The organism is Rhodococcus sp. H36-A4 (assembly GCF_027158005.1).
Taxonomy (GTDB): domain Bacteria; phylum Actinomycetota; class Actinomycetes; order Mycobacteriales; family Mycobacteriaceae; genus Rhodococcoides.
In genome coordinates this window covers 767,069-787,507 of sequence record NZ_JAPVLQ010000002.1, presented here as the reverse complement: position 1 = coordinate 787,507, position 20,439 = coordinate 767,069, and the positions used below count along the sequence as shown (strand labels likewise).

Below are 20,439 nucleotides of genomic sequence, written 5' to 3'. Positions count from 1 at the left end.
CCAAGCACTTGCTTGTTAACGAACCGCTCGAGGAGATCATGACTACGGAACCGAGCATCGGCCCGGACCCACTCCGACGTGCGGCCGGGCCGACCCCGATCAACACTCGTTACAAGTATTACGAGGCCCCCGGCAAGGCCTCCCGGATCGAACTAGGTAAGGAAATCCGATGAGCGAACCCGTGACATACGAAGTTGTGGACAAGATCGCGACGGTGACGTTGAACAGGCCCGAGTACCGCAATGCGCAGAACTCGGCAATGACGTACGCACTCGACGCCGCGTTCACCCGCGCGACCGAGGACCCCGATGTCGCGGTGATCATTCTGGCGGGCAACGGCAAACACTTCAGCGCCGGACACGACATCGGTACGCCCGAACGCGACGTGGACGTTCACTTCGAGAACAAGGCCGTCATGTGGTGGGACCACATCGATCGAGTCGGCGGTGACCAGCGTTTCGCTCGCGAGATGGAGGTCTATCTCGGAATGTGCCGCCGTTGGCGCGAAATCCCGAAGCCGATCATCGCTTCGGTGCAGGGCGCCTGCATCGCCGGCGGACTGATGCTCGCGTGGGTGTGCGATCTGATCGTGGCCTCCGACGATGCATTCTTCTCCGACCCCGTTGTGCGCATGGGCATCCCGGGAGTGGAGTACTTCGCGCATCCGTGGGTACTCGGCACCCGTGCCGCCAAGGAAATCCTGTACACCGGCGACCGGTTCTCGGCACAGCGCGCCTACGAGTGGGGCATGGTTTCGCGCGTCGTACCGCGAGATGATCTGGAGTCGGAGACCCGCGCTCTCGCCGGACGTATCTCGGCAATGCCGCAGTTCGGACTTGCGTTGACCAAGAAGGCCGTCAACCAGTGCGAGGACCAGATGGGAATGCGCGCAGGCATGGACTCGGTATTCGGTCTCCACCACTTTGCGCATGCACACAATGCCGAGGTCGACACCGACTCCCTCGGCGGCATGAACGCCAAGACGATGAAGGAGAAGGGCAAGTAAATGGATCTCGATCTCGATGACTCCACAATTGCGTTCCGCGACAGCGTGCGCGAGTTCCTCGCCGAAAACATCCCCGCGGAGCCGCTCGCCTCGATGGACACGGCAGAGGGCTTCGAGCAGCACCGGCAGTGGGAGAACACCCTCGCCGACGCCCGCCTCTCCGTCGTCTCATGGCCGAGCGCACTCGGTGGCCGTGACGCTTCGTTGCTGGAATGGGTAATTTTCGAGGAGGAGTACTACGCCGCCGGTGCCCCGGGACGCGTCGCGCAGAACGGAATCTTCCTGCTCGCTCCGACGCTGTTCGAGTACGGAACCGACGAACAGCGCGAGCGGTTCCTTCCGCGTATGGGACGCGGCGACGACATTTGGGCACAGGCTTGGTCCGAGCCCGAGGCCGGCAGTGACCTTGCCGGTATCCGGTCGAGCGCCAAGCAGGTCGAGGGCGGCTGGGTCCTGAACGGTCAGAAGACCTGGAGTTCACGCGCGAGCTTCGCGGACTGGGGCTTCGGTCTGTTCCGCAGCGATCCCGAAGCGCAACGCCACCGCGGCCTGACATACGTGATGTTCCCGCTGACCGCCGAAGGCGTCACGGTGCGTCCGATCCCGCAACTCGACGGTGAGGCCGGTTTCGCCGAGATCTTCTTCGAAGATGTCTTCGTTCCGGACGCCGACGTCATCGGGCAACCGAACGACGGATGGCGCGTTGCCATGAGCACCTCGAGCAACGAACGCGGACTCTCCCTGCGCAGCCCCGGAAGGTTCACTGCCGCAGCGGATCGCTTGATCGAGCATTGGAAAAAGAATTCCGATGCGGTGGCGAACTCGAACACGGCCGATCGCGTCGTCGACGCATGGATCGGGGCGCGGGCCTACCGGTTGCACACCTTCGGCACGGTGACACGCCTGCAGGAAGGCGGAGCACTCGGTGCAGAGTCCTCGGTCAACAAGATCTTCTGGTCCGAACTCGACGTCGCACTGCACGAGACCGCGCTCGACCTACTCGGCGACGACGGCGAGCTCGACGGCTCATGGCAGGACGGCTACCTCTTCTCTCTCTCCGGCCCGATCTACGCGGGTACCAACGAGATTCAACGCAACATCGTTGCCGAGCGTCTGCTCGGCCTTCCTAAGGCGGACCGATGAGATTCGCACTGTCCACTGAACAACAAGACTTCGCATCCAGTCTGCGTGAACAGCTCGCCGGTTCGGCCGGGGCAGTTCGAGCTTGGAGCCGCGACGAACTCGAACCAGGCCGCAAGCTCCTGCGCGGACTCGCCGACACCGGCGTCACCGGATTGACCATCGAGGAGAACCACGGCGGTCTCGGCGCACATCCGGTCGACCTCGTCGTCGGATTCATCGAGATCGGACGCGCAGCAGCACCCGGGCCCCTGATCGAATCCGTTGCGGTGGCCCCGACACTGCTCGCGCCGTTCGGCGATCTCGCCGAGAAATGGCTTCCCGGGATTGCCGACGGATCTGCATTGGCATCCGTGGCAAGTCCTCGCGCACTGGACGCAGACGTCTGCGACCTCGTGCTGCGCGTGAACGGATCACGACTCGAGCAGGTGCAGCCGGGGACTCGTCGCAATTCCGTCGACACTGCCCGCAGGCTGTTCGAGGTTGCCGACGGCTCGACGTTGGTCGAGGACCCCGCCGTCGCACAGGCCTGGGATCGCGCGTTCGATCTGGCAGCGTTGGCCTGTTCGGCGCAGCTTCTCGGACTCGGTCGCCATCTGGTGGATACGACCACCGAATACGCCAAGGGCCGTGTGCAGTTCGGCAAGCCCATCGGCTCCTTCCAGGCGATCAAGCACCAGTTGGCCGACGCACTCATCGGTCTCGAAATGGCGATGCCGCTCGTCTACGGCGCTGCTATTTCCATCGCCGACGGCAGCGAGGACGCATCCCGTGACGTCTCGGCCGCGAAGGTCGCCAGTTCCGAGGCTGCCTACCGCGCGTCGCGCGTCGCACTCCAGGTGCACGGCGCGATCGGCTACACCGCCGAGTTCGACCTGTCGTTGTGGCTGACGAAGACACGGGCCCTGTACACCGCATGGGGAACCGTCGCGGCTCACCGCGCACGGATCGCACGCGCTCTGGCCGCGGTATGAACGGGGTAGGAGTGTTCACCGAAGAGCAGAACGATCTGCGGGTCATGATCAGATCGCTGCTCGACAAGCGCTCGGACATGCGCGCCGCGATCGACACCGACCGCGGCTACCAGGAATCGCTGTGGCAGCAATTGTGCGAGGTCGGCATTGCTTCACTGGCAATTCCGGAGGAGTTCGGCGGCGCCGGATTCGGGGCCATCGAATCGCATGTGGTGCTCGAGGAACTGGGTAGATCCCTGACGCCGTCGCCGATGCTCGGTTCGGTCGTACTCGCAGGCCAGGCACTGCTCGTGTCCGGCGACCGCGAGGCCTGTGAGCGTTTGCTCCCAGGCATCGCCGAGGGCAGTTCCATTGCAGCGCTGTGCTGGGCCGGTTCGGTATGGAGTGACGACGACGTCCCGGTGACCGTCACCGACGGAACTCTCACCGGTGTTGCGGAGTACGTCCTCGACGGTCTGTACGCCGATGTCCTCGTCGTCGCTGCCTCGGACGACGGCACGGTATCGCTGTACGAGGTGGACCCGTCCGCCGCAGGCGTCACCCGTCGCGACACTCCGACGATGGACCCCACGCGTCGACTGAGCACCGTGGAGTTCGCCGGCGTCACCGGGCGCAAGATCGACACCGCACCCGATACGCTCGCAAAAGTTCGCGATATCGCTTGTACCGCACTGTCTGCCGATCAAATCGGTGCTGCTGCGGCAAGCCTTGATATGACCGTGGAATACAGTCGCACCCGGGTACAGTTCGGTCGCCCGATCGGAAGTTTCCAGGCACTCAAGCACCGCATGGCGGATATGTACGTGCTGCTCGAGAGCGCAAAATCGGTGTCGTACGCCGCAGCGCGGTCACTCGCCGAGCAGCTTCCGTCAGCCCACGACGACGCGGGTGTGGCCAAAGTGCACTGCTCCGAAGCACTCTCGCACATCGCCGCAGATTCGATACAAATTCACGGTGGCATCGCGATCACCTGGGAGCACGACACACACCTGTACTTCAAACGGGCACACGGTTCCGCACAGCTGTTCGGGCGACCGAGCGAGTACGTGAGCCGATACGCGCCTGCGGCTGTGTAGTCGGACGCGTCACCTGCTGTACAACCACCGGCGGAGAAGCGAACCGGCATGGACTCGCCACCATATGTCAGAAGCGAGTCCATGTCGGATGCCGGAACCTACGTGTCCAAAACTCATTCGGCAATGATCTCTGTTTCCTACGATGGAGCAGACATTCCGGGTGAGAGGTAACCATGACCGAATTCGAACGTAAGTCGATACCTCCAACCTGCCACGGTCTGCCCGGAGTGGTTCGATGACCTCTTACATCGTGCTCGGCAGAGAAGTCGAGATGCCGGTGCAGGTCCGCCGATCCCGCGCCGCAATGGGAGTGTTCTCCGTCGACGCTGCTGCTGCGCAACGCACCATCGACTACTCGGGTCACGCAATTCGGAAATATCGACCCAACCGCGGGCTATGCGCGTTGACCTTCATCCGATACGAAGACGGTGATCTCGGGCCCTACAACGAGTTCGGTGTCGTATTTCCGGTATCCGGGGGTGTCCTCATCCATCGGCTTCCGGTGGACGGTGAATTCACCATGATGGCCGGCAGACAGATCTGGGGATTTCCGAAAGAGCTGGCCGACTTCGACGTCAGTTACGGTTCGAAGTTCACCGGCCGGTTGAGCCAGCACGGCCAGGAGATTCTGAGGCTGGACATCGCCCCGGGCATACGTGCACCCGGGGCGATCTTTGCCCGACCCCTCGACGCCTTCTCGTGCCTCAACGAGGTATCCCGCACCACCAGCTGGACCATGACCCCGGGAGCCGTGCGCACGAGGCCCGGCGGCGCGAGATTGTCGCTCGGTGATCACCCGCTTGCGCACGAGTTGCGCGGGTTGGGCCTGGGCCGTCGCGCACTGCTCACGACGCACATGCCCAGGCTCCGTATGGAATTCGGCGATGCAGTTCGGACTCCGTGAAACGATCTACAACCAGGTATCCGGCGACGTCGCAGTCAGGAATGCTTCGAGGTCGTCCCGCCATGGCGCTGGAACGGTCTTGTCCGGTTCGATACCGGTGTACTGGCCGCGATAAAAGAGCAACGGACGCTCACCGGTGATCTCGCCGAGCGAGTGAACCCGACCGATGGCAATGTAGTGATCGCCACCGTCGAGAACCGTCTCCACCGTGCAATCTATGTGCGCTAGCGAACCTGCCAGAATGGGCGAACCCAGTTCCGACGTGCTCCACTCGATACCAGCGAACTTGTCCGGCTCACGAGATCCGAAACGCGCACAGGTGTCCTGCTGCTCTTCACCCAGAACATTGACTGCAAATTTTCCGCTTCGTTCGATTGCAGCCCATGACCTGGAACCCTTTGTGGGGCAGAATAATACGAGAGGTGGATCGAGCGACAGCGCGGCGAACGACTGGCAGGCGAAGCCCACCGGGACGTCCTCGTCGACCGTAGTGATGATCGTGATCCCGGTACAGAACTGCCCGAGAACCGTCCGGAACGTCCGCGGTTCGAAGTTCGCCACAGCTTCACTCACCTATCTGACTCCCACCGAGAAATCGTGTCCCCACAAGCTCACGGCCGTACTTTCGCGGGCAACCCACTTCTCGTCTTCGACCTGTCTTCCTTCGCAACCGAATTCTATGTCGAATCCGCCAGGAGTCTTCATGTAGAAGGACAGCATCAAATCGTTGACGTGACGTCCAAGCGTAGCGGACATCGGAACCTTCTTGCGCAAAGCGCGGTCGAGTCCGAGTCCGACGTCATCGGAGTTTTCGACCTCGATCATCAGATGCACGATTCCACTGGGGGTCGGCATCGGAAGGAACGCCAAGCTATGGTGCCGCGGATTGCACCCGAAGAACCGCAACCATCCGGGATCGCCGTCGGCAGGTCGACCCATCATCTGCGGAGGCAGACGCATCGAATCACGAAGCCGGAAGCCGAGGACATCGCGGTAGAACCGCAGTGAAGCGTCGTCGTCGTCGGTGGAGAGCACGACGTGACCCAGCCCCTGTTCGCCGGTGACGAAGGTATGGCCGTACGGGCTGACCACGCGCCGGTGCTCGAGAGCCGCCCCGTGGAACGCCTCGAGGGTGTTGCCCGACGGGTCCTCGAACACGATCAACTCGTCTACTCGACGGTCCTGAATCTGCTCGGCAGTGCCTTCCTTGTACGAAACACCGGCACTGTCCAAGGAACTTCGAATACTCTGCAGCTCAGCAGCATTCGCAGTTTCCCAACCGGATACGAGCAGTCGGTCCTTCTCACCCGGAACGATGACGAGCCGGGCCGGGAAGTCGTCCATACGTAGGTAGAGCGCACCCGGCGTGACGCCTTTGCCCTCGACCATGCCGAGCACCTTGAGCCCGTACTCGCGCCACGCGTTCATGTCGGTGGCCTCGATACGCATGTATGCCAGAGATCGGATACCCATCTCTCAGCTCCCCTCGGTAAGAAATGCAGCGGTCAAACGATTGAATTCCTCGGCCATTTCAACCTGAGCCCAGTGTCCGCATCGACCGAACACGTGCAACTGCGCACGCGGAATCGTCTTGAGTGCCACCAGTGCACCGTCGATCGGATTGACGCGGTCCTCGCGGCCCCAGATCAGCAGCACAGGCTGACGTAGCTTGTATGCCTCACGCCAGAGCATGCCCTTCTCGAAATCGGCGCCGGCGAACGACTTCCCCATGGCACGCATCGCGGCGATGGACTCCGGCGTCGATGCGGCGGCGAAGCGCTGCTCGAGCAACTCTTCGGTGATCAGCGACTGGTCGAACACCATCACTTTGAGGAACGCCTCGAGCTTTTCCTTCGACGGCCCCGGCGGAGCACTGAAGTTGCCGAGATGTTTGACGCCCTCGGTCGGGTCTGGGGCAAACAGGTTGATGCTCAACCCTCCGGGTCCCATGAGCACCAACCTGCCTGCGCTGGAGGGGAAATCGAGCGCGAATCGCACCGCGGTGCCGCCCCCGAGGGAATTTCCGAGCAAGTGGGCTCTCGCGACTCCGAGATGATCCAGCAAATCCTTGAGCGCAGACGACGAGTGCACGAAGTACTGCGGATGGTCGATCGGCTTGTCGGACAACCCAAATCCAGGCTGGTCGACGCACAGTACGTGGAACTGTTCCGCGAGCACCGGGATGTTGGCCGCGAAGTTCGACCATCCCGACGCGCCAGGTCCACCGCCGTGCAGCAGCACGATCGTCGTATCGTTCCCGACGCCCGCCTCGTGGTAGTGAAGTTTCATGTCCGGACGAATCTGCGCGAACTTCGACGTAGATTCGTAGGTGATCTCCTGCGTGGCCGCGGTCATACCATCGTATCCTTGAGCGGGAGGCCGAACTCGCCTCCACCGAACATCTGGTACGCACGTTCCGGATCGTTGGCAGCATGCACTCGGCCCGCATGAGCGTCTCGCCAGAAGCGTTGCAGCGGAGCATCGTTCTGCAGCGCCGTCGCACCTGCGCTCTCGAACAGAAGGTCGATCGAGGCGACGGATCGGCCGGTCGCACGCACCTGATCGCGGCGAGCTCGGAGCCGTAGCTCGATCGGCACTTCCTCGCCTGCCTTCAGCAGTGCGTACTCCTCGGCGACATTGCCCGACAACTGACGCCACGCGGCATCGATGTCACTGCTGGCCTCGGCGATACGCACCTTCGCGAAGGGATCGTCCTTACCGGTCTCGCCGACGAATGCCTTGCGCACACGCTTGCCCTGATGCTCGACGTGCGCAGCGTATGCACCTTCCGCCATTCCGACGATCGGGGCAGAAATGGTGGTCGGGTGAATCGTGCCCCACGGCATCTTGTACACCGGAGCTGTGTTGCGCTCGAGCCCTTCGGCGGTGTGATCGTTCATCTTTCTGAAACTCAACACACGGTGCGCCGGAACGAACTGCTCCTCGACCACCACGGTGTTGCTACCGGTTCCACGCAGCCCGACGACGTTCCAGACGTCGTCGATGCGGTAGTCCTCGCGCGGAATGAGGAACGTCACGAAGTCGACGGGCCGACCATCCTTGATTACGGGACCGCCGAGCATCGCCCATGTCGCGTGATCGCAGCCCGAAGACCACTGCCACGCACCCGACACCCGGTATCCGCCGTCTACGACGGCGCCTGCGCCCATCGGTGCGTACGAAGAGGAGATTCGAACATCGGTGTCCTGTCCCCATACATCTTCCTGCGCCTGCTGCGGGAAGAGCGCGAGGTGCCAGTTGTGCACTCCGATGATGGAGGAGACCCAACCGGTGGATCCGCAGGCACTCGCGATCTTTTTCACTGCGGTGTAGAACAACTCCGGGTCTGCTTCGTAGCCGCCCCACTGCGCCGGCTGCAACAAACGGAAGAAGCCCGTCTCCTGTAGGGCCTTCACCGACTCGTCGGGTAGGCGTCGCAGATCTTCGGTCTCCTGCGCGCGTTCGCGCAGAGTGGGCAGCAAGGCGTCGATTCGGTCTAACACCTCGTGGCTGGCGATCGGCTCCTGCGTCACGATTGACTCCTACCTTCTCAGTGGTTTCCTAGCAAGACTAGAACACGTTCTCTCATGTGTCGAGAACTCTATTCCGCGCTTTCACTAGCCATTTCTACCGCAATTCTATAACGTGTTCTAGTAGCAACAGCTCGAGTAGACCGTGAGGGGTTCACATGGCAAAGATCCGAGAGATCGACGTCGGCAGTACACCGACCCGCTACGCACGTGGTTGGCATTGCCTCGGCCTCACCACAACGTTCACCGACGGCAAACCGCACTCCATCGAGGCTTTCGGCACCAAACTTGTCGTCTTCGCCGATTCGGCCGGAAAAATCGTCGTCCTCGACGGCTACTGCCGCCATATGGGCGGCGACCTGACCCAGGGAACAGTCAAGGGTGACGAGATCGCCTGCCCGTTCCACGACTGGCGATGGGGCGCGAGCGGCAAATGCACCCAGATTCCGTATGCGAGGCGTGTCCCACCGCTGGCGCGTACGAGAACCTGGACGACGTTGGATCAGAACGGCCAGTTGTTCGTGTGGAACGACGCCGAAGGCAATCCGCCCCCGGAAGACATCACGATCCCGCGGATCGAGGGCGCATACAGCGACGACTGGACCGACTGGACCTGGAACTCGATGGTCATCCAGGGGGCCAACTGCCGCGAGATCGTCGACAACGTCGTCGATATGGCGCATTTCTTCTACATCCACTACGCCTTCCCGACGTACTTCAAGAATGTGTTCGAGGGCCACATCGCCTCGCAGTACCTCAACACCAAGGGCCGTCCGGATATCGGAATGGCCTCGCAGTACGGCGGCGACACCCTGCTGAAGTCCGAAGCCTCGTACTACGGCCCCTCGTACATGGTCAACCCACTGATGAACAGTTACGGCGGGTACGAGGTCGAGAGCGTACTGATCAACTGCCACTACCCGATCGATCAGGATTCGTTCGTGCTGCAGTGGGGAATCACGGTCAAGAAGCCGGACGGCATCGACGACAAGACTGCAACCAAGCTGGCGAACAAGTTCACCGAGGGCATCAGCGCAGGTTTCCTGCAGGACGTCGAGATCTGGAAGAACAAGACCAAGATCGACAACCCGCTGCTCTGTGAGGAGGACGGGCCGGTCTATCAGTTGCGTCGTTGGTACGACCAGTTCTATGTCGACGTCGCCGATGTCGAAGACAAGATGACCGGCCGGTTCGAGTTCGAAGTCGATACCAGCAAGGCCAATGAGGTGTGGCAGATAGAGGTCGACGAGAACCTCGCAAAGCAGAAGGCCGACAAGACCGAGAACGCCGACGTGTCATGAGCCTGAGCTGGGCCAAGGCACCGGACTTCGCGCAGAATCCGGAGCGAATCGACGAGATTCACGCGCAGACCTTGCGCGACAAGGAAAATTATCTCGATTCGTCTCTCGCGCCCGTGGAATGCCGAGCATGTGGAACGAGTGTTCTGGTGCGCAAGAACAGTTCCAAGCAGACCTCGGTGCAGTGGACCACCAGGCCGGCCGATACCTGCCCGGTGTTTCGCGATGCTGGGAACTCTGCCACGCAGGATTCGTGCCCCCGCATGCAGGACAGCATCGACCATGCTGTGATGGAAGGGATTCTGTCGGTCCCTTCCGACTAGACAGTTCTACGTGTAGGGGCCCAGCGTTGCTGGGCCCCTACACCTCTCTCACAACGCTTACAGGTCGACCTCGCGGTCATCGCTTGCCGATACCAGCGCGTGCGCACCTGCTCGGCGGCCCGAGAAGACACAGTCCGCAAGCGAGAGTCCGCTGACGTACGAATTCGAACACAGTCCGACGGCAGTGCGGCCGGCGGCAAACAATCCAGGAATGACCACCCCAACAGAATCTTTCACTCCTCCGGTGCGCTCGTCGACCACGAGTCCACCCAGGGTGATCATCGGGCACGGATTCATCATCTTCGCGATCGTCGAGCCGCCAGGAATGCCCGCGTCGAAGAGAGTGAACGGCGCCACGACGACGGGTCGTCGGAAGTCGTCGTGCTTGCCCATCGGATCTACGGTTCCCGACGCGATGGCCTCGTTGTGTCGGTCTACTGTTTCCCGCAGTCCCGCGGGGTCCAGACCGGCAGCGCGCGCCGCTTCTTCGATCGTGTCTCCACGCACAGCGGTGCGCATCAGCCCGGCGTTCTGGACTCGTTGGAACCACATCGCCTGTTTCGGCAGTTGAGCTTTGGCGTCCCGCACCAGATCCGCATCGGCGAGCAACCAGCCACGACCACCGCCCTTTTCGACGATGGCGTGACCGAGAGCTGCACCGTAACGAGATTCGTCGACCATGCGCTCACCTGCCCGATCGACGAGCAGGGAGCCGAGGAACGGAACCGGTGGGACGATGAATCGCCAGGCCGAGATGTTGGCCAGCTTTGCCGTCCCGGCGCCGACGTCGGTGGCCAAGCCGATGCCACTACCGTCGTCGCCGGCCGTTCCGAGTGCAATTCCACCGGTGTACTTCGGTGCGTGCGTCTTCATCATCGTGCGGTTCGCGGCGAATCCACCTGCGCTGAGAATGACACCTCCACGCGCTTGGATGCGGACGAGGCGGCCATACTTTTTCTCGATCCGAGCGAGTCTGCGCTCGAGCAGGTACCGAAGCTGCGGGGCGTAGATGCCCGGCTTCGCCGAGAGTAGTCCGATTCTTTTGTGAGCCAGCCGGATTCGAGCGGGGGCATCCTTCAGCGTCCGACACTCGATGCCTACGACTCGGCCGTCCTCGACGACGAGCGAGACCGCGCGAGTTTGCGGTATCAACTGCACCCCCGCGTTCAGCGCAGATTTCGCCATCGGACCGTACAACATCTTCCCCGAGGTGCCCTTGCCCTTGGCACGATGTCCACGCGGTGCAGGCGTAGCCACCTCTCGGAATTCCCCCGCAGCCTCGCTGCCCGAGTAGTACAGATAGTGACGATTGGTCGGATACGAAGTCTTGTACGGACACAGTGAAGCTTCGAACGGAACACCGTGATGGGAGAGCCACTCGATCATCTCGGGGCTCTGATCGCAGAACTCCCGCAGGGTGGCCGGGCTGACGGCGTCGCCGACCTCCTTGGCAAGATAGGCGAACATCTGTTCGGGGCTGTCCTCGACTTCCGCCTGCCCCTGAACGGACGTACCACCGCCGGCGTAGACGACTCCCCCCGAGATCGTACTGGCCCCGCCCCCGGCGTACCGATCGACTGCGATGACGGCACTGCCCGCGGCGACAGCCTCGAGCGCAGCCGCTGCACCTGCCACACCGAACCCGACGACTACGACGTCTGCGTGTAGATCCCAGCTCACTTCAAACCTCCCGAACACGAACTGAAACGTGTTTTCGTTCTCGAATCGATTTTTTGCAATTCTTCCTGGCAGAAAGCATGGACTGACACCCACATCATTCTATAACGTGTTCTACATGAACAAGCAGGAATACGACATCGTCGTGGTCGGTAGCGGCGCGGGCGGAATGACGGCTGCGCTTACCGCGGCACATCGAGGACTCAGCGTCGTCCTCATCGAAAAGGCAGCAAAATTCGGCGGATCCACCGCCCGGTCGGGTGGCGGTGTGTGGATCCCGAACAACGAGGTACTCGAACGAGACGGCGTAGACGACACCCCTGAGGCCGCGCGCGACTACCTGCACGCGATCATCGGCGACGTCGTGTCGAAGGAACGCATCGACACCTATCTCGAGCGCGGGCCCGAAATGCTGAGCTTCGTGTTGAAGAATTCGCCCCTGAAAATGCAGTGGGTCCCGGGATACTCGGACTACTACCCGGAGGCACCGGGCGGACGGGTCGGCGGACGATCGGTGGAACCGACTCCGTTCGACTCCTCCTGCTTGGGCCCCGAGGCAGACAATCTCGAACCCGACTACGGCAAGGCACCGCTCAACGTGGTGATCACTCAGGCGGACTACCGGACGATCAACCTTTTGCGACGCCACCCGAGCGGACTGGCCCGCGTGATGCGCGTCGGGATGCGCTGGATGGGCGCCAAGCTCACCGGCAAGCACCTACTGGGCCGGGGCCAGGCACTGTCCGCCGGACTGCGTGCAGGCCTCCTCGACGCCAACGTGCCAGTGCTCCTCGAGACTCCGATGACGGACTTCCATGTCGAGGACGGCCGCGTCGTGGGCGTCGTCGTGGCCGGTTCCGGCTCGGTCATCAGGGCCAAACTGGGCGTAGTGCTGGCGTCGGGCGGTTTCGAGCACAACGCGGAGATGCGTAAGAAGTACCAGCGTCAGCCGATCGGGACCGAATGGACGGTCGGCGCCGCGGCGAACACCGGCGACGGCATCATGGCAGGGCAAAAGCTGGGTGCGGCAGTAGATCTGATGGACGACGCCTGGTGGGGGCCGTCCATTCCACTCACCGGCGGCCCGTGGTTCTGTATCGCCGAGCGCACACTGCCCGGCGGCATCATGGTCAATACCGCAGGAAAGCGGTTCCTCAACGAGGCTGCACCGTACGTCGAGGCCGTGCACATGATGTACGGAGGCGAATACGGCATCGGTGAGGGTCCCGGCGAGAACGTTCCGACCTGGATGATCATCGACCAGCGCTATCGCGATCGTTACATTTTCGCCGGGCTGACCCCGAAGAAGCGTTTCCCCTCTCGTTGGTTGGAGTCCGGTGTGGTGGTCAAAGCGGACACCGTCGCCGAACTGGCCGAGAAGACGGGAATGCCGGTCGAGCAGCTCAGCGCAACGGTGGAGCGATTCAACGGATTTGCACGCAGTGGAATCGACGAGGACTTCCGTCGTGGCGAGAGCGGCTATGACAAGTACTACGGAGACCGGACCAACAAGCCGAACCCGAGTCTCGGCGTGATCGACAAGCCGCCCTACTACGCCGTGAAAATGGTGCCCGGTGATCTGGGCACCAAGGGCGGGCTCGTCACCGACGCCGACGCACGGGTTCTACGCGAGGACGGAAGCGTCATCGACGGCTTGTATGCAATCGGCAACGCCAGCGCGCCGGTGATGGGCCACACCTACGCAGGTCCTGGCGCAACCATCGGACCCGCGATGACGTTCGGCTACCTGGCCGTTCTCGACATGGCGAGCAGGGCGTCACAGTGAGCATCGATCCCGACCTCGCGATCGGCGCCGAGCTACCGGCGGAAGAGTTTTCGTGGACTGCGAACGACGTGCAGACCTTTCATCTGGCGATCGGGGCCGGTGGGTCCCCCACCGACCCTCGCGAACTCCGCTACCTGGACGACGCAAAACCACAAGTGCTCCCGACCTTCGCGACAGTGGCAGCCACGTTCCACGAGGTCGAAGCACCCCGGGTGCAGTTTCCCGGCGTCGACATCGACCTCGCCAAGGTGGTGCACGGCAGCCAGGGGGTGACAGTTTCCGGTCCCATTCCTGCTGTCGGACAGGCTCGGACGATCACTCGCATCACCGACATCTGGGACAAAGGCAGCGCAGCGGTCATAGTCCAGGAGAAGATCACCACCTCGCTCGACGGCACCGAGCTGTGGCGGGCGCGGTCATCGATCTTCGCCCGCGGTGAAGGCGGCTTCGGTGGCCAGCGAGGACCGACCAACAAGACCGTACTACCCGAACGGGCGCCGGACGCCGAAACTGCGATAGCGATTCTGCCGCAACAGGCATTGATGTACCGCATGTGCGGCGATCGCAATCCACTGCACTCGGATCCCGAGTTCGCCTCCGCTGCAGGGTTTCCCAACCCAATTCTGCACGGACTGTGCACATACTCGATGGTGTGCAAGGCCGTCACCGACACTGTCCTAGACGGGGATGCCGACGCAATAGGCAGTTTCGACGCCAGATTCGCAGGCGTCGTCTACCCTGGCGAGACCCTGGCCTGCCGTATCTGGCTCGAAGGCGGTAGATATTTGATCAGCGTCACCGTTCCCGCACGAGAGAACGCGCCGGCCCTCGCCGATGTCGTATTGACAACCCTCTAGCCCCCCTTGTTCGTAGCTTCGAGACGACGGAGTACCCAGCATTATGTCCAGTCTTAATCGCCGAAAGTTCATCGCCGCAGGCGCGGGCGCACTTGCGGTGGCATCCGTGATGCGCGCTGCCCCTGCGGGTGCCGTGCCTTTCGGAAGCCCTGAAAGCACCATCCCACCACCCCCGAACTTTCCGTCGGGAATTCCCCTCTACCAGCAGCGCTATCAGAACTGGTCGAAGGAGATCATTCTCGACGCCATCTGGACCTGTTCCCCGGCCACACCGGACGATGTAGTCCGACTGGCGAATTGGGCACATGAGAACTCGTATCGCATCAGACCGCGTGGTGCTATGCATGGGTGGACGCCGTTGACTATCGTCAACGGTGAGAACCTCGACCGGGTCGTACTGGTCGACACCATGGTTCATCTGAACGGGATTTCCGTCGACACCGCCGGGGGTGCAACCCCAGGGGCTCCGGCCACCGTGACAGCCGGTTGTGGCGCAACCCTCGAAGCCATCCTTACGCAGCTTCAGGCCAGCGGTCTCGGCTGGGTAAGCGTGCCGGCTCCGGGGGTACTGACCATCGCAGGGGCGCTGGCCGTCGATGCGCACGGTGCTGCGGTCCCGGCGGCCGGTGAAGTTCCAGTGCCCGGAACCACGTACGGCTCGCTGAGCAATCTGGTGACCGCACTGACTGCCGTCGTCTGGGACGGCAATGCCTACGCTCTGCGTTCCTTCGATCGATCCGACCCGGAGATCACCCCGCTACTGACGCATCTGGGGCGCGCATTCCTGACCTCGGTCACGCTTATGGCGGGCGCCAATCCACGTATGCGCTGCCAGAGCTACACCGACATCGACTGGCGTGAGTTGTTCGGCGCAGCAGGGGCACAGGGACGTACGTTCGAGAGCTTCCTGCAACAGACAGGCCGCGTCGAGGCCATCTGGTATCCGTTCACCGAAAAGCCGTGGCTCAAGGTGTGGTCGATCTGCCCTGAAAGGCCACTGACGGCACGTGAAGTCACCGGACCGTACAACTACATCTTCTCCGACAACTTGCCCGAAGTGGTTTCCGACCTGATCGGCCAATTGACGGCTGGAAACACCTTCATCGCACCGGCTTTCGGTCAGGTCTTCTATGGGACCACCGTCGCAGGGCTGGCGGCAACTGCGTCGAATGATCTGTGGGGTTGGTCGAAGGATGTTCAGTTCTACATCAAGCCGAGTACGCTCCTGCTGACCGAGGGCGGTGGAGCGGTCATCACAAGCCGCGACAACGTCGCGCAAGTGATCCACGACTTCACCGTCTGGTTCGAACAACGGGTGTCGTACTACCAATCGATCGGACAGTTTCCGATCAACGGTCCAGTGGAAATCCGCTGCTGCGGCATGGACGCAGAGTCGGACCTACTCGTCGAGTCCGCCGGGCCGCCGACGATCTCGGCGATGCGGCCGCGTCCGGATCATCCGGAGTGGGACACCGCTATTTGGCTCAACGTGCTCGGAGTCCCCGGCACACCGGGCATGTTCGCCTTCTATCGCGAGATGGAACAGTGGATGCGCTCGCACTACACCGGCGGATGGGCGACATTCCGCCCCGAGTGGTCCAAAGGATGGGCGTTCAGCACCGAACTTCCGTACAAGGACGCGGACGTGATCGAGAACATCCTGCCCGACACTTATCGTGAAGGGGTACCCGTCAGCGAGAACTGGGACACCGCTCGGGCCACCTACAACGATCTCGATCCACATCGGATCTACTCGAATTCCTTCATCGATCAACTGCTTCCCTGAGTCGCATATCTCATCACCCAGGCTTCCCACATTCTGCGTTCGAAGTGATTCGAAATGCGAAGTGTGGGAAGTTTGGCAGTGATGAGAAACCGACGACACGACGCAAAGGAAGGATGCACCGGGTGAAATGGTGGTTGTATCCGATAGTGGCATCGGCCGCATGTATCGGCTACATCTTCACCCCGGATGGCACCCTGTCCAATGTCCTCTACGTCGGTATCGGCCTGTCCGCGGTGATCGCAGTACTCGTCGGGATCGCGGTGAATCGTCCCGTCTCCCGCGCAGCCTGGTGGGTGATCGCACTCGGCACCTCGATGTGGCTGGCAGGGGACATCGCGTTCTTCTGGATCGAACACGTCGACGGCGAACTGCCTGTCCCATCGTATGCCGACGCCATCTACCTACTCGGCTACCCACTGTTCGCGGTCGGACTCTTCCTTCTGGTGCGACAGGGTTGGCGACGAGACGAGTTCGGGCACGTCGCCAACAGCATCATCGTCATGATCGCGTTCGGTCTCGTCCTATGGGTATTCGTCATCCCAGTCGACGGTGTGAACGTATCGACCATCCCGGGCATGGCTGCCATCGCCTATCCGGCTATGGACGTGCTCTTGCTCGGGCTTGTGGTTCATTTCCTCGGCACGTTTCAGTGGCAGAACATGTCTTTTCGACTTCTGGCTGCATCGGCTGCGGTAACCCTGGCTACCGATACCACCATGCGCGTGGGTTCCGCCGAGGTGCCGACCATGGCCCCGAATGTCACCGTCGGCGGGTACGTCGTCTGCTATGTCCTCCTCGGAACCGCTGCACTCCATCCGTCGATGAGCTACCTGACTGTCCCGCGTATTCGGCGCGGCTCACCGGGCACTCTCGCTGCCTCGTTCAGTACACCCACCACGATCGTCTTGACATTGGCGGTGTTGACCCCGGGCGCGATCATGGCAACCTTCCTCGTCCGTGGGACACCTGCCGACGAGTGGGGATGGGGCATCGTGCTGTGTGCTTCGGTGCTCGTGGCCCTGGCATTCGTCAGAATCACCGAACTGCTCCGACTGCTTCGTAGACAAACGGCCACCCTACGACTGGCTGCTCAGACCGACCATCTGACCGGGACTCGCAATCGTCGAGGATTGGAAGAGTGGATCGACACGAACGATGGTCCCCTCGCGCTGTTGTTACTCGACGTGGATCGGTTCAAGGAAGTCAACGACACTTTCGGGCACGCGGTCGGCGACGACGTGCTTCGCGCCGTCGCCGACCGACTTGCCTGCGTTGTCGGCACCGGTGGAGTACTCGCCCGACTCGGAGCGGACGAGTTCGCCGTTGCGCTCGCTGTGGAAGACACCCATTCCGAGGCTGTGGTCGCAGCACACGGGATGCATGCATCGCTGTCCTGCCCCATCAGTGTCGGAAGCGCGACGTTGCTCGTGGAGGCGAGCATCGGTATCGCGCTGAGCGACCCGATCTCCGAGAGGAACGGCGCACGTACTTCCTCGGGCAACGAACTGTCCGGTGCACGCTCCGACGACTTGGTCCACCGGTCCAATCTGGCGATGCAATCGGCCAAGATGGTGCAACCACGTATCGCATGCTACGACCCGTCGATGGCCCGCGACAGCAGCCGTCAGTTGCATCTGCTCAGTGAGCTCACCACTGCGATCGACGCCCGCGAACTCGAGCTGTACTACCAACTTCAAGTAGATCTCGACTCGATGGAGGCCACCGGGGTCGAAGCGCTGCTCCGATGGAACCACCCCCTCGAAGGCATCATCGAACCCGACCAGTTCCTCCCGATGGCCGAACACACCGGACTGATCAGGCCCCTGGCGAATTTCGTCCTGAGCGAGGCACTGGCCCACCGGAAAGGATGGAGCGATGCAGGGGTCGAGTTGAACGTCTCGGTCAACATCTCCACGCGCAACCTGCTCGACAGCACACTCGTCGAGCAGGTTCGACGCGCGCTCGCCGACGTCGGAACCGCTCCCGAACAACTGACCATCGAAATCACCGAAACCTCGACGATGGCTGATCCACCCGTCGCCATCGAGTCGTTGTTGGGCCTGCGCAAGCTCGGCGTCACGCTGGCGATCGACGACTACGGCACCGGGTACAGCGCACTCGCCTATCTACAGAGGCTTCCCGTGCAGCAATTGAAGATCGACAAGACCTTCGTCAGCGACATGGCACGCGATCAGGCTCACGGCATCATCGTCAGATCGACGATCGATCTTGCCCGAACACTCGGGCTGACCATCACGGCCGAGGGAGTGGAAGACGCCGCCACCTTGCTCGAATTACGTAGGCTCTCCTGTACTACCGCTCAGGGATACTTTGTGGGACGACCAGTTCCCGCACATCGAGTTCCGGATTCGGTCGCGGAGTCGAACGCCAAACTGAAGGAATACACGAAGACTTATGAACGATGACGACAATCCGATGTCGGTGTATACGGCAATCGCGATGCGGCGCGACGTGCGCGCAGAGTTCGACGGCAATTCGGTCGACGACGAGGTACTGCAGCGCATCCTGAGTGCCGCGCACAAGGCGCCGAGCGTCGGCAACACCCAACCGTGGGACTTCGTCGTCATCCAGAACCCCGACACGCTCGCCACCTTCGCCGCACACGTGGCGCAGAAACGACGCGCGTTCGCAGACTCGCTCCCACCCGACCGCAGAGCTACTTTCGACCCCATTCGCATCGAAGGAATCGAAACGAGCTGCACCGGCGTCGTGGTCACCTACGACCCGACTCGAGGAGGACAACATATTCTCGGACGCGCGAGCGTCGAGGACACCGGCTTGTTCTCAGCCGTCCTCGCCATTCAGAACCTGTGGCTGGCTGCGATCTCCGAACGCATCGGAGTCGGATGGGTGTCCTTCTACGAAGAGGACTACCTGAAAGACCTGCTGGGTATCCCGGACCCGATCCGGCCGATCGCCTGGTTGTGTGTCGGCCCGGTCACCGAGTTCGCCGAGACTCCCGACCTCGAACGGTTCGGGTGGCGCCATCGCCGCCCGCTGGCCGAGGCAGTGCACTACGAGAAGTTCGGTGGCGCGTGAAGCATCTACTTGTTGCTGTTGCCGTACTCGCACTGGTGACGGGGTGTGCCGCTGAGACCAGCGACAAGCCTGCAGCGCAGACTCCCGCAGCGGAGCCGGCCGAAGCGCCCTCGGCACAGGCACCGGTAGGAGTGGTGAGCCCGCTCGCGGGCGCGCCGGAGGGAATCGTCGTCACCACTTCGGGTATTGCCGCAGTCGGCGTTCGAGAACCCGACGGCATTCGATTGGTCGACGCGACCACCGGCGTCGAGCGTTCGTTCGTACCGACAATCGGTGCACCCAGACACCTGTCCCTCGCGGGACCGGATGGACCGGTACTCGCACCGCTAGAAGCGAGCGACGAGCTACTCGTAGTCGATCCAGCGAACGGTGATGTTCTCACCACTGTGCAGGGAGTCGGAAGACAACCGCACGATGCTGTCACCACCTCTGACGGGACCACCGTCGTAACCAATGAGATGGGCGGTGGCGTCGTCTTCGTTCGTGACGGCGCGGTGACCGCCTCGCTCCCAGCAGGACCGGTTCAACCCGGTGGTCTTGCCGCTGTCGGCGAATACGCTGCGGTCGCCGATGTCCAGGGCAACGGCGTATGGATCTACAGCGGACCCGATCAGGAGCTCGTGGCACAGGCACCACTCGGAACCAAATTGACCCACGCCACCGCACTCGGTCGAGACCTTGCCGCGTTCGCCGACACCGACGGTGGTGCGGTGTTCATCGAGAGAGTCGGTCCGCAGGTGAGCGAAGTATCTCGCATCGAAGCACCTGGCAATCCCTATGGGCTCGCGTACGACCCGCAGCGACAGTTGCTGCTGATCACGTTGACCGAATCGAACATTTTGCGCGTCGTCGACGTCGCAGACCCGGCGGCACCGCGACCGGTCGTCGACCTCCCGACGGTGCGCCAAGCCAATTCGGTTGCAGTCGATTCACGTTCGGGCGACGTGCTGGTGACGGGCAGCAATCCCGGTAACGAATCCAGCTTGCAGATCATCCCCGCCAGCGCTCTGACACCCTGAAAA

Annotated in this window: 19 protein-coding genes; 14 read left to right on the top strand and 5 right to left on the bottom strand. The window is 62.2% G+C overall.

Annotation, left to right across the window (positions count from 1 at the left end; genetic code table 11):
• Window positions 1–38: 38 nt before the first annotated feature.
• The 6 genes from O1W68_RS08630 (at window position 39) to O1W68_RS08605 (ending at window position 5,100) form a co-directional block, all read left to right on the top strand.
• Window positions 39–173, top strand: coding sequence for a hypothetical protein (locus tag O1W68_RS08630; protein WP_269302650.1), 135 nt, complete (start codon window positions 39–41; stop codon window positions 171–173).
• A complete protein-coding gene (locus tag O1W68_RS08625) occupies window positions 170–1,006 on the top strand; it encodes an enoyl-CoA hydratase (protein WP_084345462.1) in 837 nt (278 codons plus the stop codon). Before O1W68_RS08630 ends, O1W68_RS08625 begins: the two co-directional genes overlap by 4 nt.
• On the top strand, window positions 1,007–2,149 hold the full coding sequence (locus O1W68_RS08620) for an acyl-CoA dehydrogenase family protein (RefSeq protein WP_269302647.1): 1,143 nt from the start codon (window positions 1,007–1,009) through the stop codon (window positions 2,147–2,149).
• Entirely contained in the window at window positions 2,146–3,120 is a 975-nt protein-coding gene (locus tag O1W68_RS08615; protein ID WP_269302646.1) for an acyl-CoA dehydrogenase family protein, read from the top strand. The genes O1W68_RS08620 and O1W68_RS08615 overlap by 4 nt, the downstream gene beginning before the upstream one ends.
• The gene (locus O1W68_RS08610) at window positions 3,117–4,196 is read left to right on the top strand and encodes an acyl-CoA dehydrogenase family protein (RefSeq protein ID WP_269302644.1); all 1,080 of its coding nucleotides are present in this window, start codon (window positions 3,117–3,119) and stop codon (window positions 4,194–4,196) included. Before O1W68_RS08615 ends, O1W68_RS08610 begins: the two co-directional genes overlap by 4 nt.
• A gap of 235 nt (window positions 4,197–4,431) precedes the next feature.
• Window positions 4,432–5,100: an acetoacetate decarboxylase family protein gene (locus O1W68_RS08605; RefSeq protein WP_269302642.1), complete on the top strand. Its 669-nt coding sequence runs from the start codon at window positions 4,432–4,434 to the stop codon at window positions 5,098–5,100.
• A gap of 6 nt (window positions 5,101–5,106) precedes the next feature.
• Here the strand turns inward: O1W68_RS08605 and hsaB are convergent, their stop codons facing one another.
• The 4 genes from hsaB to hsaA are packed head-to-tail and all read right to left on the bottom strand — an operon-like array spanning window position 5,107 to window position 8,633.
• A complete protein-coding gene (gene hsaB / locus O1W68_RS08600) occupies window positions 5,107–5,673 on the bottom strand; it encodes a 3-hydroxy-9,10-secoandrosta-1,3,5(10)-triene-9,17-dione monooxygenase reductase subunit (protein ID WP_269302641.1) in 567 nt (188 codons plus the stop codon).
• The gene (gene hsaC, locus O1W68_RS08595) at window positions 5,674–6,573 is read right to left on the bottom strand and encodes an iron-dependent extradiol dioxygenase HsaC (RefSeq protein WP_269302639.1); all 900 of its coding nucleotides are present in this window, start codon (window positions 6,571–6,573) and stop codon (window positions 5,674–5,676) included. It lies immediately after the preceding gene.
• 3 nt (window positions 6,574–6,576) lie between these two features.
• Entirely contained in the window at window positions 6,577–7,455 is an 879-nt protein-coding gene (hsaD, locus tag O1W68_RS08590) for a 4,5:9,10-diseco-3-hydroxy-5,9,17-trioxoandrosta-1(10),2-diene-4-oate hydrolase (RefSeq protein WP_269302637.1), read from the bottom strand.
• Window positions 7,452–8,633, bottom strand: a complete 1,182-nt coding sequence (gene hsaA, locus O1W68_RS08585) for a 3-hydroxy-9,10-secoandrosta-1,3,5(10)-triene-9,17-dione monooxygenase oxygenase subunit (RefSeq protein ID WP_269302635.1) — start codon at window positions 8,631–8,633, stop codon at window positions 7,452–7,454. The genes hsaD and hsaA overlap by 4 nt, the downstream gene beginning before the upstream one ends.
• A gap of 155 nt (window positions 8,634–8,788) precedes the next feature.
• On the opposite strand from hsaA, the gene O1W68_RS08580 reads away from it, so the two are divergent.
• Window positions 8,789–9,931, top strand: a complete 1,143-nt coding sequence (locus tag O1W68_RS08580) for a Rieske 2Fe-2S domain-containing protein (RefSeq protein WP_269302633.1) — start codon at window positions 8,789–8,791, stop codon at window positions 9,929–9,931.
• On the top strand, window positions 9,928–10,251 hold the full coding sequence (locus O1W68_RS08575; protein ID WP_269302631.1) for a hypothetical protein: 324 nt from the start codon (window positions 9,928–9,930) through the stop codon (window positions 10,249–10,251). The genes O1W68_RS08580 and O1W68_RS08575 overlap by 4 nt, the downstream gene beginning before the upstream one ends.
• Window positions 10,252–10,308: 57 nt before the next feature.
• Here O1W68_RS08575 and O1W68_RS08570 read toward each other — a convergent pair whose 3' ends face one another.
• A complete protein-coding gene (locus O1W68_RS08570) occupies window positions 10,309–11,931 on the bottom strand; it encodes an FAD-binding protein (RefSeq protein ID WP_269302630.1) in 1,623 nt (540 codons plus the stop codon).
• Window positions 11,932–12,046: 115 nt separating this feature from the next.
• Between O1W68_RS08570 and kstD the strand changes: the two genes are divergently transcribed.
• The 6 genes from kstD (at window position 12,047) to O1W68_RS08540 (ending at window position 20,436) form a co-directional block, all read left to right on the top strand.
• On the top strand, window positions 12,047–13,714 hold the full coding sequence (gene kstD / locus O1W68_RS08565; protein WP_269302628.1) for a 3-oxosteroid 1-dehydrogenase: 1,668 nt from the start codon (window positions 12,047–12,049) through the stop codon (window positions 13,712–13,714).
• The gene (locus tag O1W68_RS08560) at window positions 13,711–14,571 is read left to right on the top strand and encodes a MaoC/PaaZ C-terminal domain-containing protein (protein WP_269302627.1); all 861 of its coding nucleotides are present in this window, start codon (window positions 13,711–13,713) and stop codon (window positions 14,569–14,571) included. Before kstD ends, O1W68_RS08560 begins: the two co-directional genes overlap by 4 nt.
• A gap of 43 nt (window positions 14,572–14,614) precedes the next feature.
• Window positions 14,615–16,357: a cholesterol oxidase substrate-binding domain-containing protein gene (locus O1W68_RS08555; protein ID WP_269302625.1), complete on the top strand. Its 1,743-nt coding sequence runs from the start codon at window positions 14,615–14,617 to the stop codon at window positions 16,355–16,357.
• Window positions 16,358–16,479: 122 nt separating this feature from the next.
• Window positions 16,480–18,783 (top strand): putative bifunctional diguanylate cyclase/phosphodiesterase, encoded by a 2,304-nt coding sequence (locus tag O1W68_RS08550; protein WP_269302624.1) that lies wholly within the window; start codon window positions 16,480–16,482, stop codon window positions 18,781–18,783.
• Entirely contained in the window at window positions 18,773–19,417 is a 645-nt protein-coding gene (gene bluB, locus O1W68_RS08545; protein WP_269302622.1) for a 5,6-dimethylbenzimidazole synthase, read from the top strand. Before O1W68_RS08550 ends, bluB begins: the two co-directional genes overlap by 11 nt.
• Window positions 19,414–20,436, top strand: a complete 1,023-nt coding sequence (locus tag O1W68_RS08540) for a hypothetical protein (RefSeq protein ID WP_269302620.1) — start codon at window positions 19,414–19,416, stop codon at window positions 20,434–20,436. Before bluB ends, O1W68_RS08540 begins: the two co-directional genes overlap by 4 nt.
• Window positions 20,437–20,439 lie beyond the last annotated feature (3 nt).

What these genes read in the sequence shown, in the direction of transcription:
- O1W68_RS08630 (WP_269302650.1), top strand. Translation starts at nt 39, where the DNA reads ATGACTACGGAACCGAGCATCGGCCCGGACCCACTCCGACGTGCGGCC.
- O1W68_RS08625 (WP_084345462.1), top strand. Translation starts at nt 170, where the DNA reads ATGAGCGAACCCGTGACATACGAAGTTGTGGACAAGATCGCGACGGTG.
- O1W68_RS08620 (WP_269302647.1), top strand. Translation starts at nt 1,007, where the DNA reads ATGGATCTCGATCTCGATGACTCCACAATTGCGTTCCGCGACAGCGTG.
- O1W68_RS08615 (WP_269302646.1), top strand. Translation starts at nt 2,146, where the DNA reads ATGAGATTCGCACTGTCCACTGAACAACAAGACTTCGCATCCAGTCTG.
- O1W68_RS08610 (WP_269302644.1), top strand. Translation starts at nt 3,117, where the DNA reads ATGAACGGGGTAGGAGTGTTCACCGAAGAGCAGAACGATCTGCGGGTC.
- O1W68_RS08605 (WP_269302642.1), top strand. Translation starts at nt 4,432, where the DNA reads ATGACCTCTTACATCGTGCTCGGCAGAGAAGTCGAGATGCCGGTGCAG.
- hsaC (WP_269302639.1), bottom strand. Translation starts at nt 6,573, where the DNA reads ATGGGTATCCGATCTCTGGCATACATGCGTATCGAGGCCACCGACATG.
- hsaD (WP_269302637.1), bottom strand. Translation starts at nt 7,455, where the DNA reads ATGACCGCGGCCACGCAGGAGATCACCTACGAATCTACGTCGAAGTTC.
- O1W68_RS08580 (WP_269302633.1), top strand. Translation starts at nt 8,789, where the DNA reads ATGGCAAAGATCCGAGAGATCGACGTCGGCAGTACACCGACCCGCTAC.
- O1W68_RS08575 (WP_269302631.1), top strand. Translation starts at nt 9,928, where the DNA reads ATGAGCCTGAGCTGGGCCAAGGCACCGGACTTCGCGCAGAATCCGGAG.
- kstD (WP_269302628.1), top strand. Translation starts at nt 12,047, where the DNA reads ATGAACAAGCAGGAATACGACATCGTCGTGGTCGGTAGCGGCGCGGGC.
- O1W68_RS08555 (WP_269302625.1), top strand. Translation starts at nt 14,615, where the DNA reads ATGTCCAGTCTTAATCGCCGAAAGTTCATCGCCGCAGGCGCGGGCGCA.
- bluB (WP_269302622.1), top strand. Translation starts at nt 18,773, where the DNA reads ATGAACGATGACGACAATCCGATGTCGGTGTATACGGCAATCGCGATG.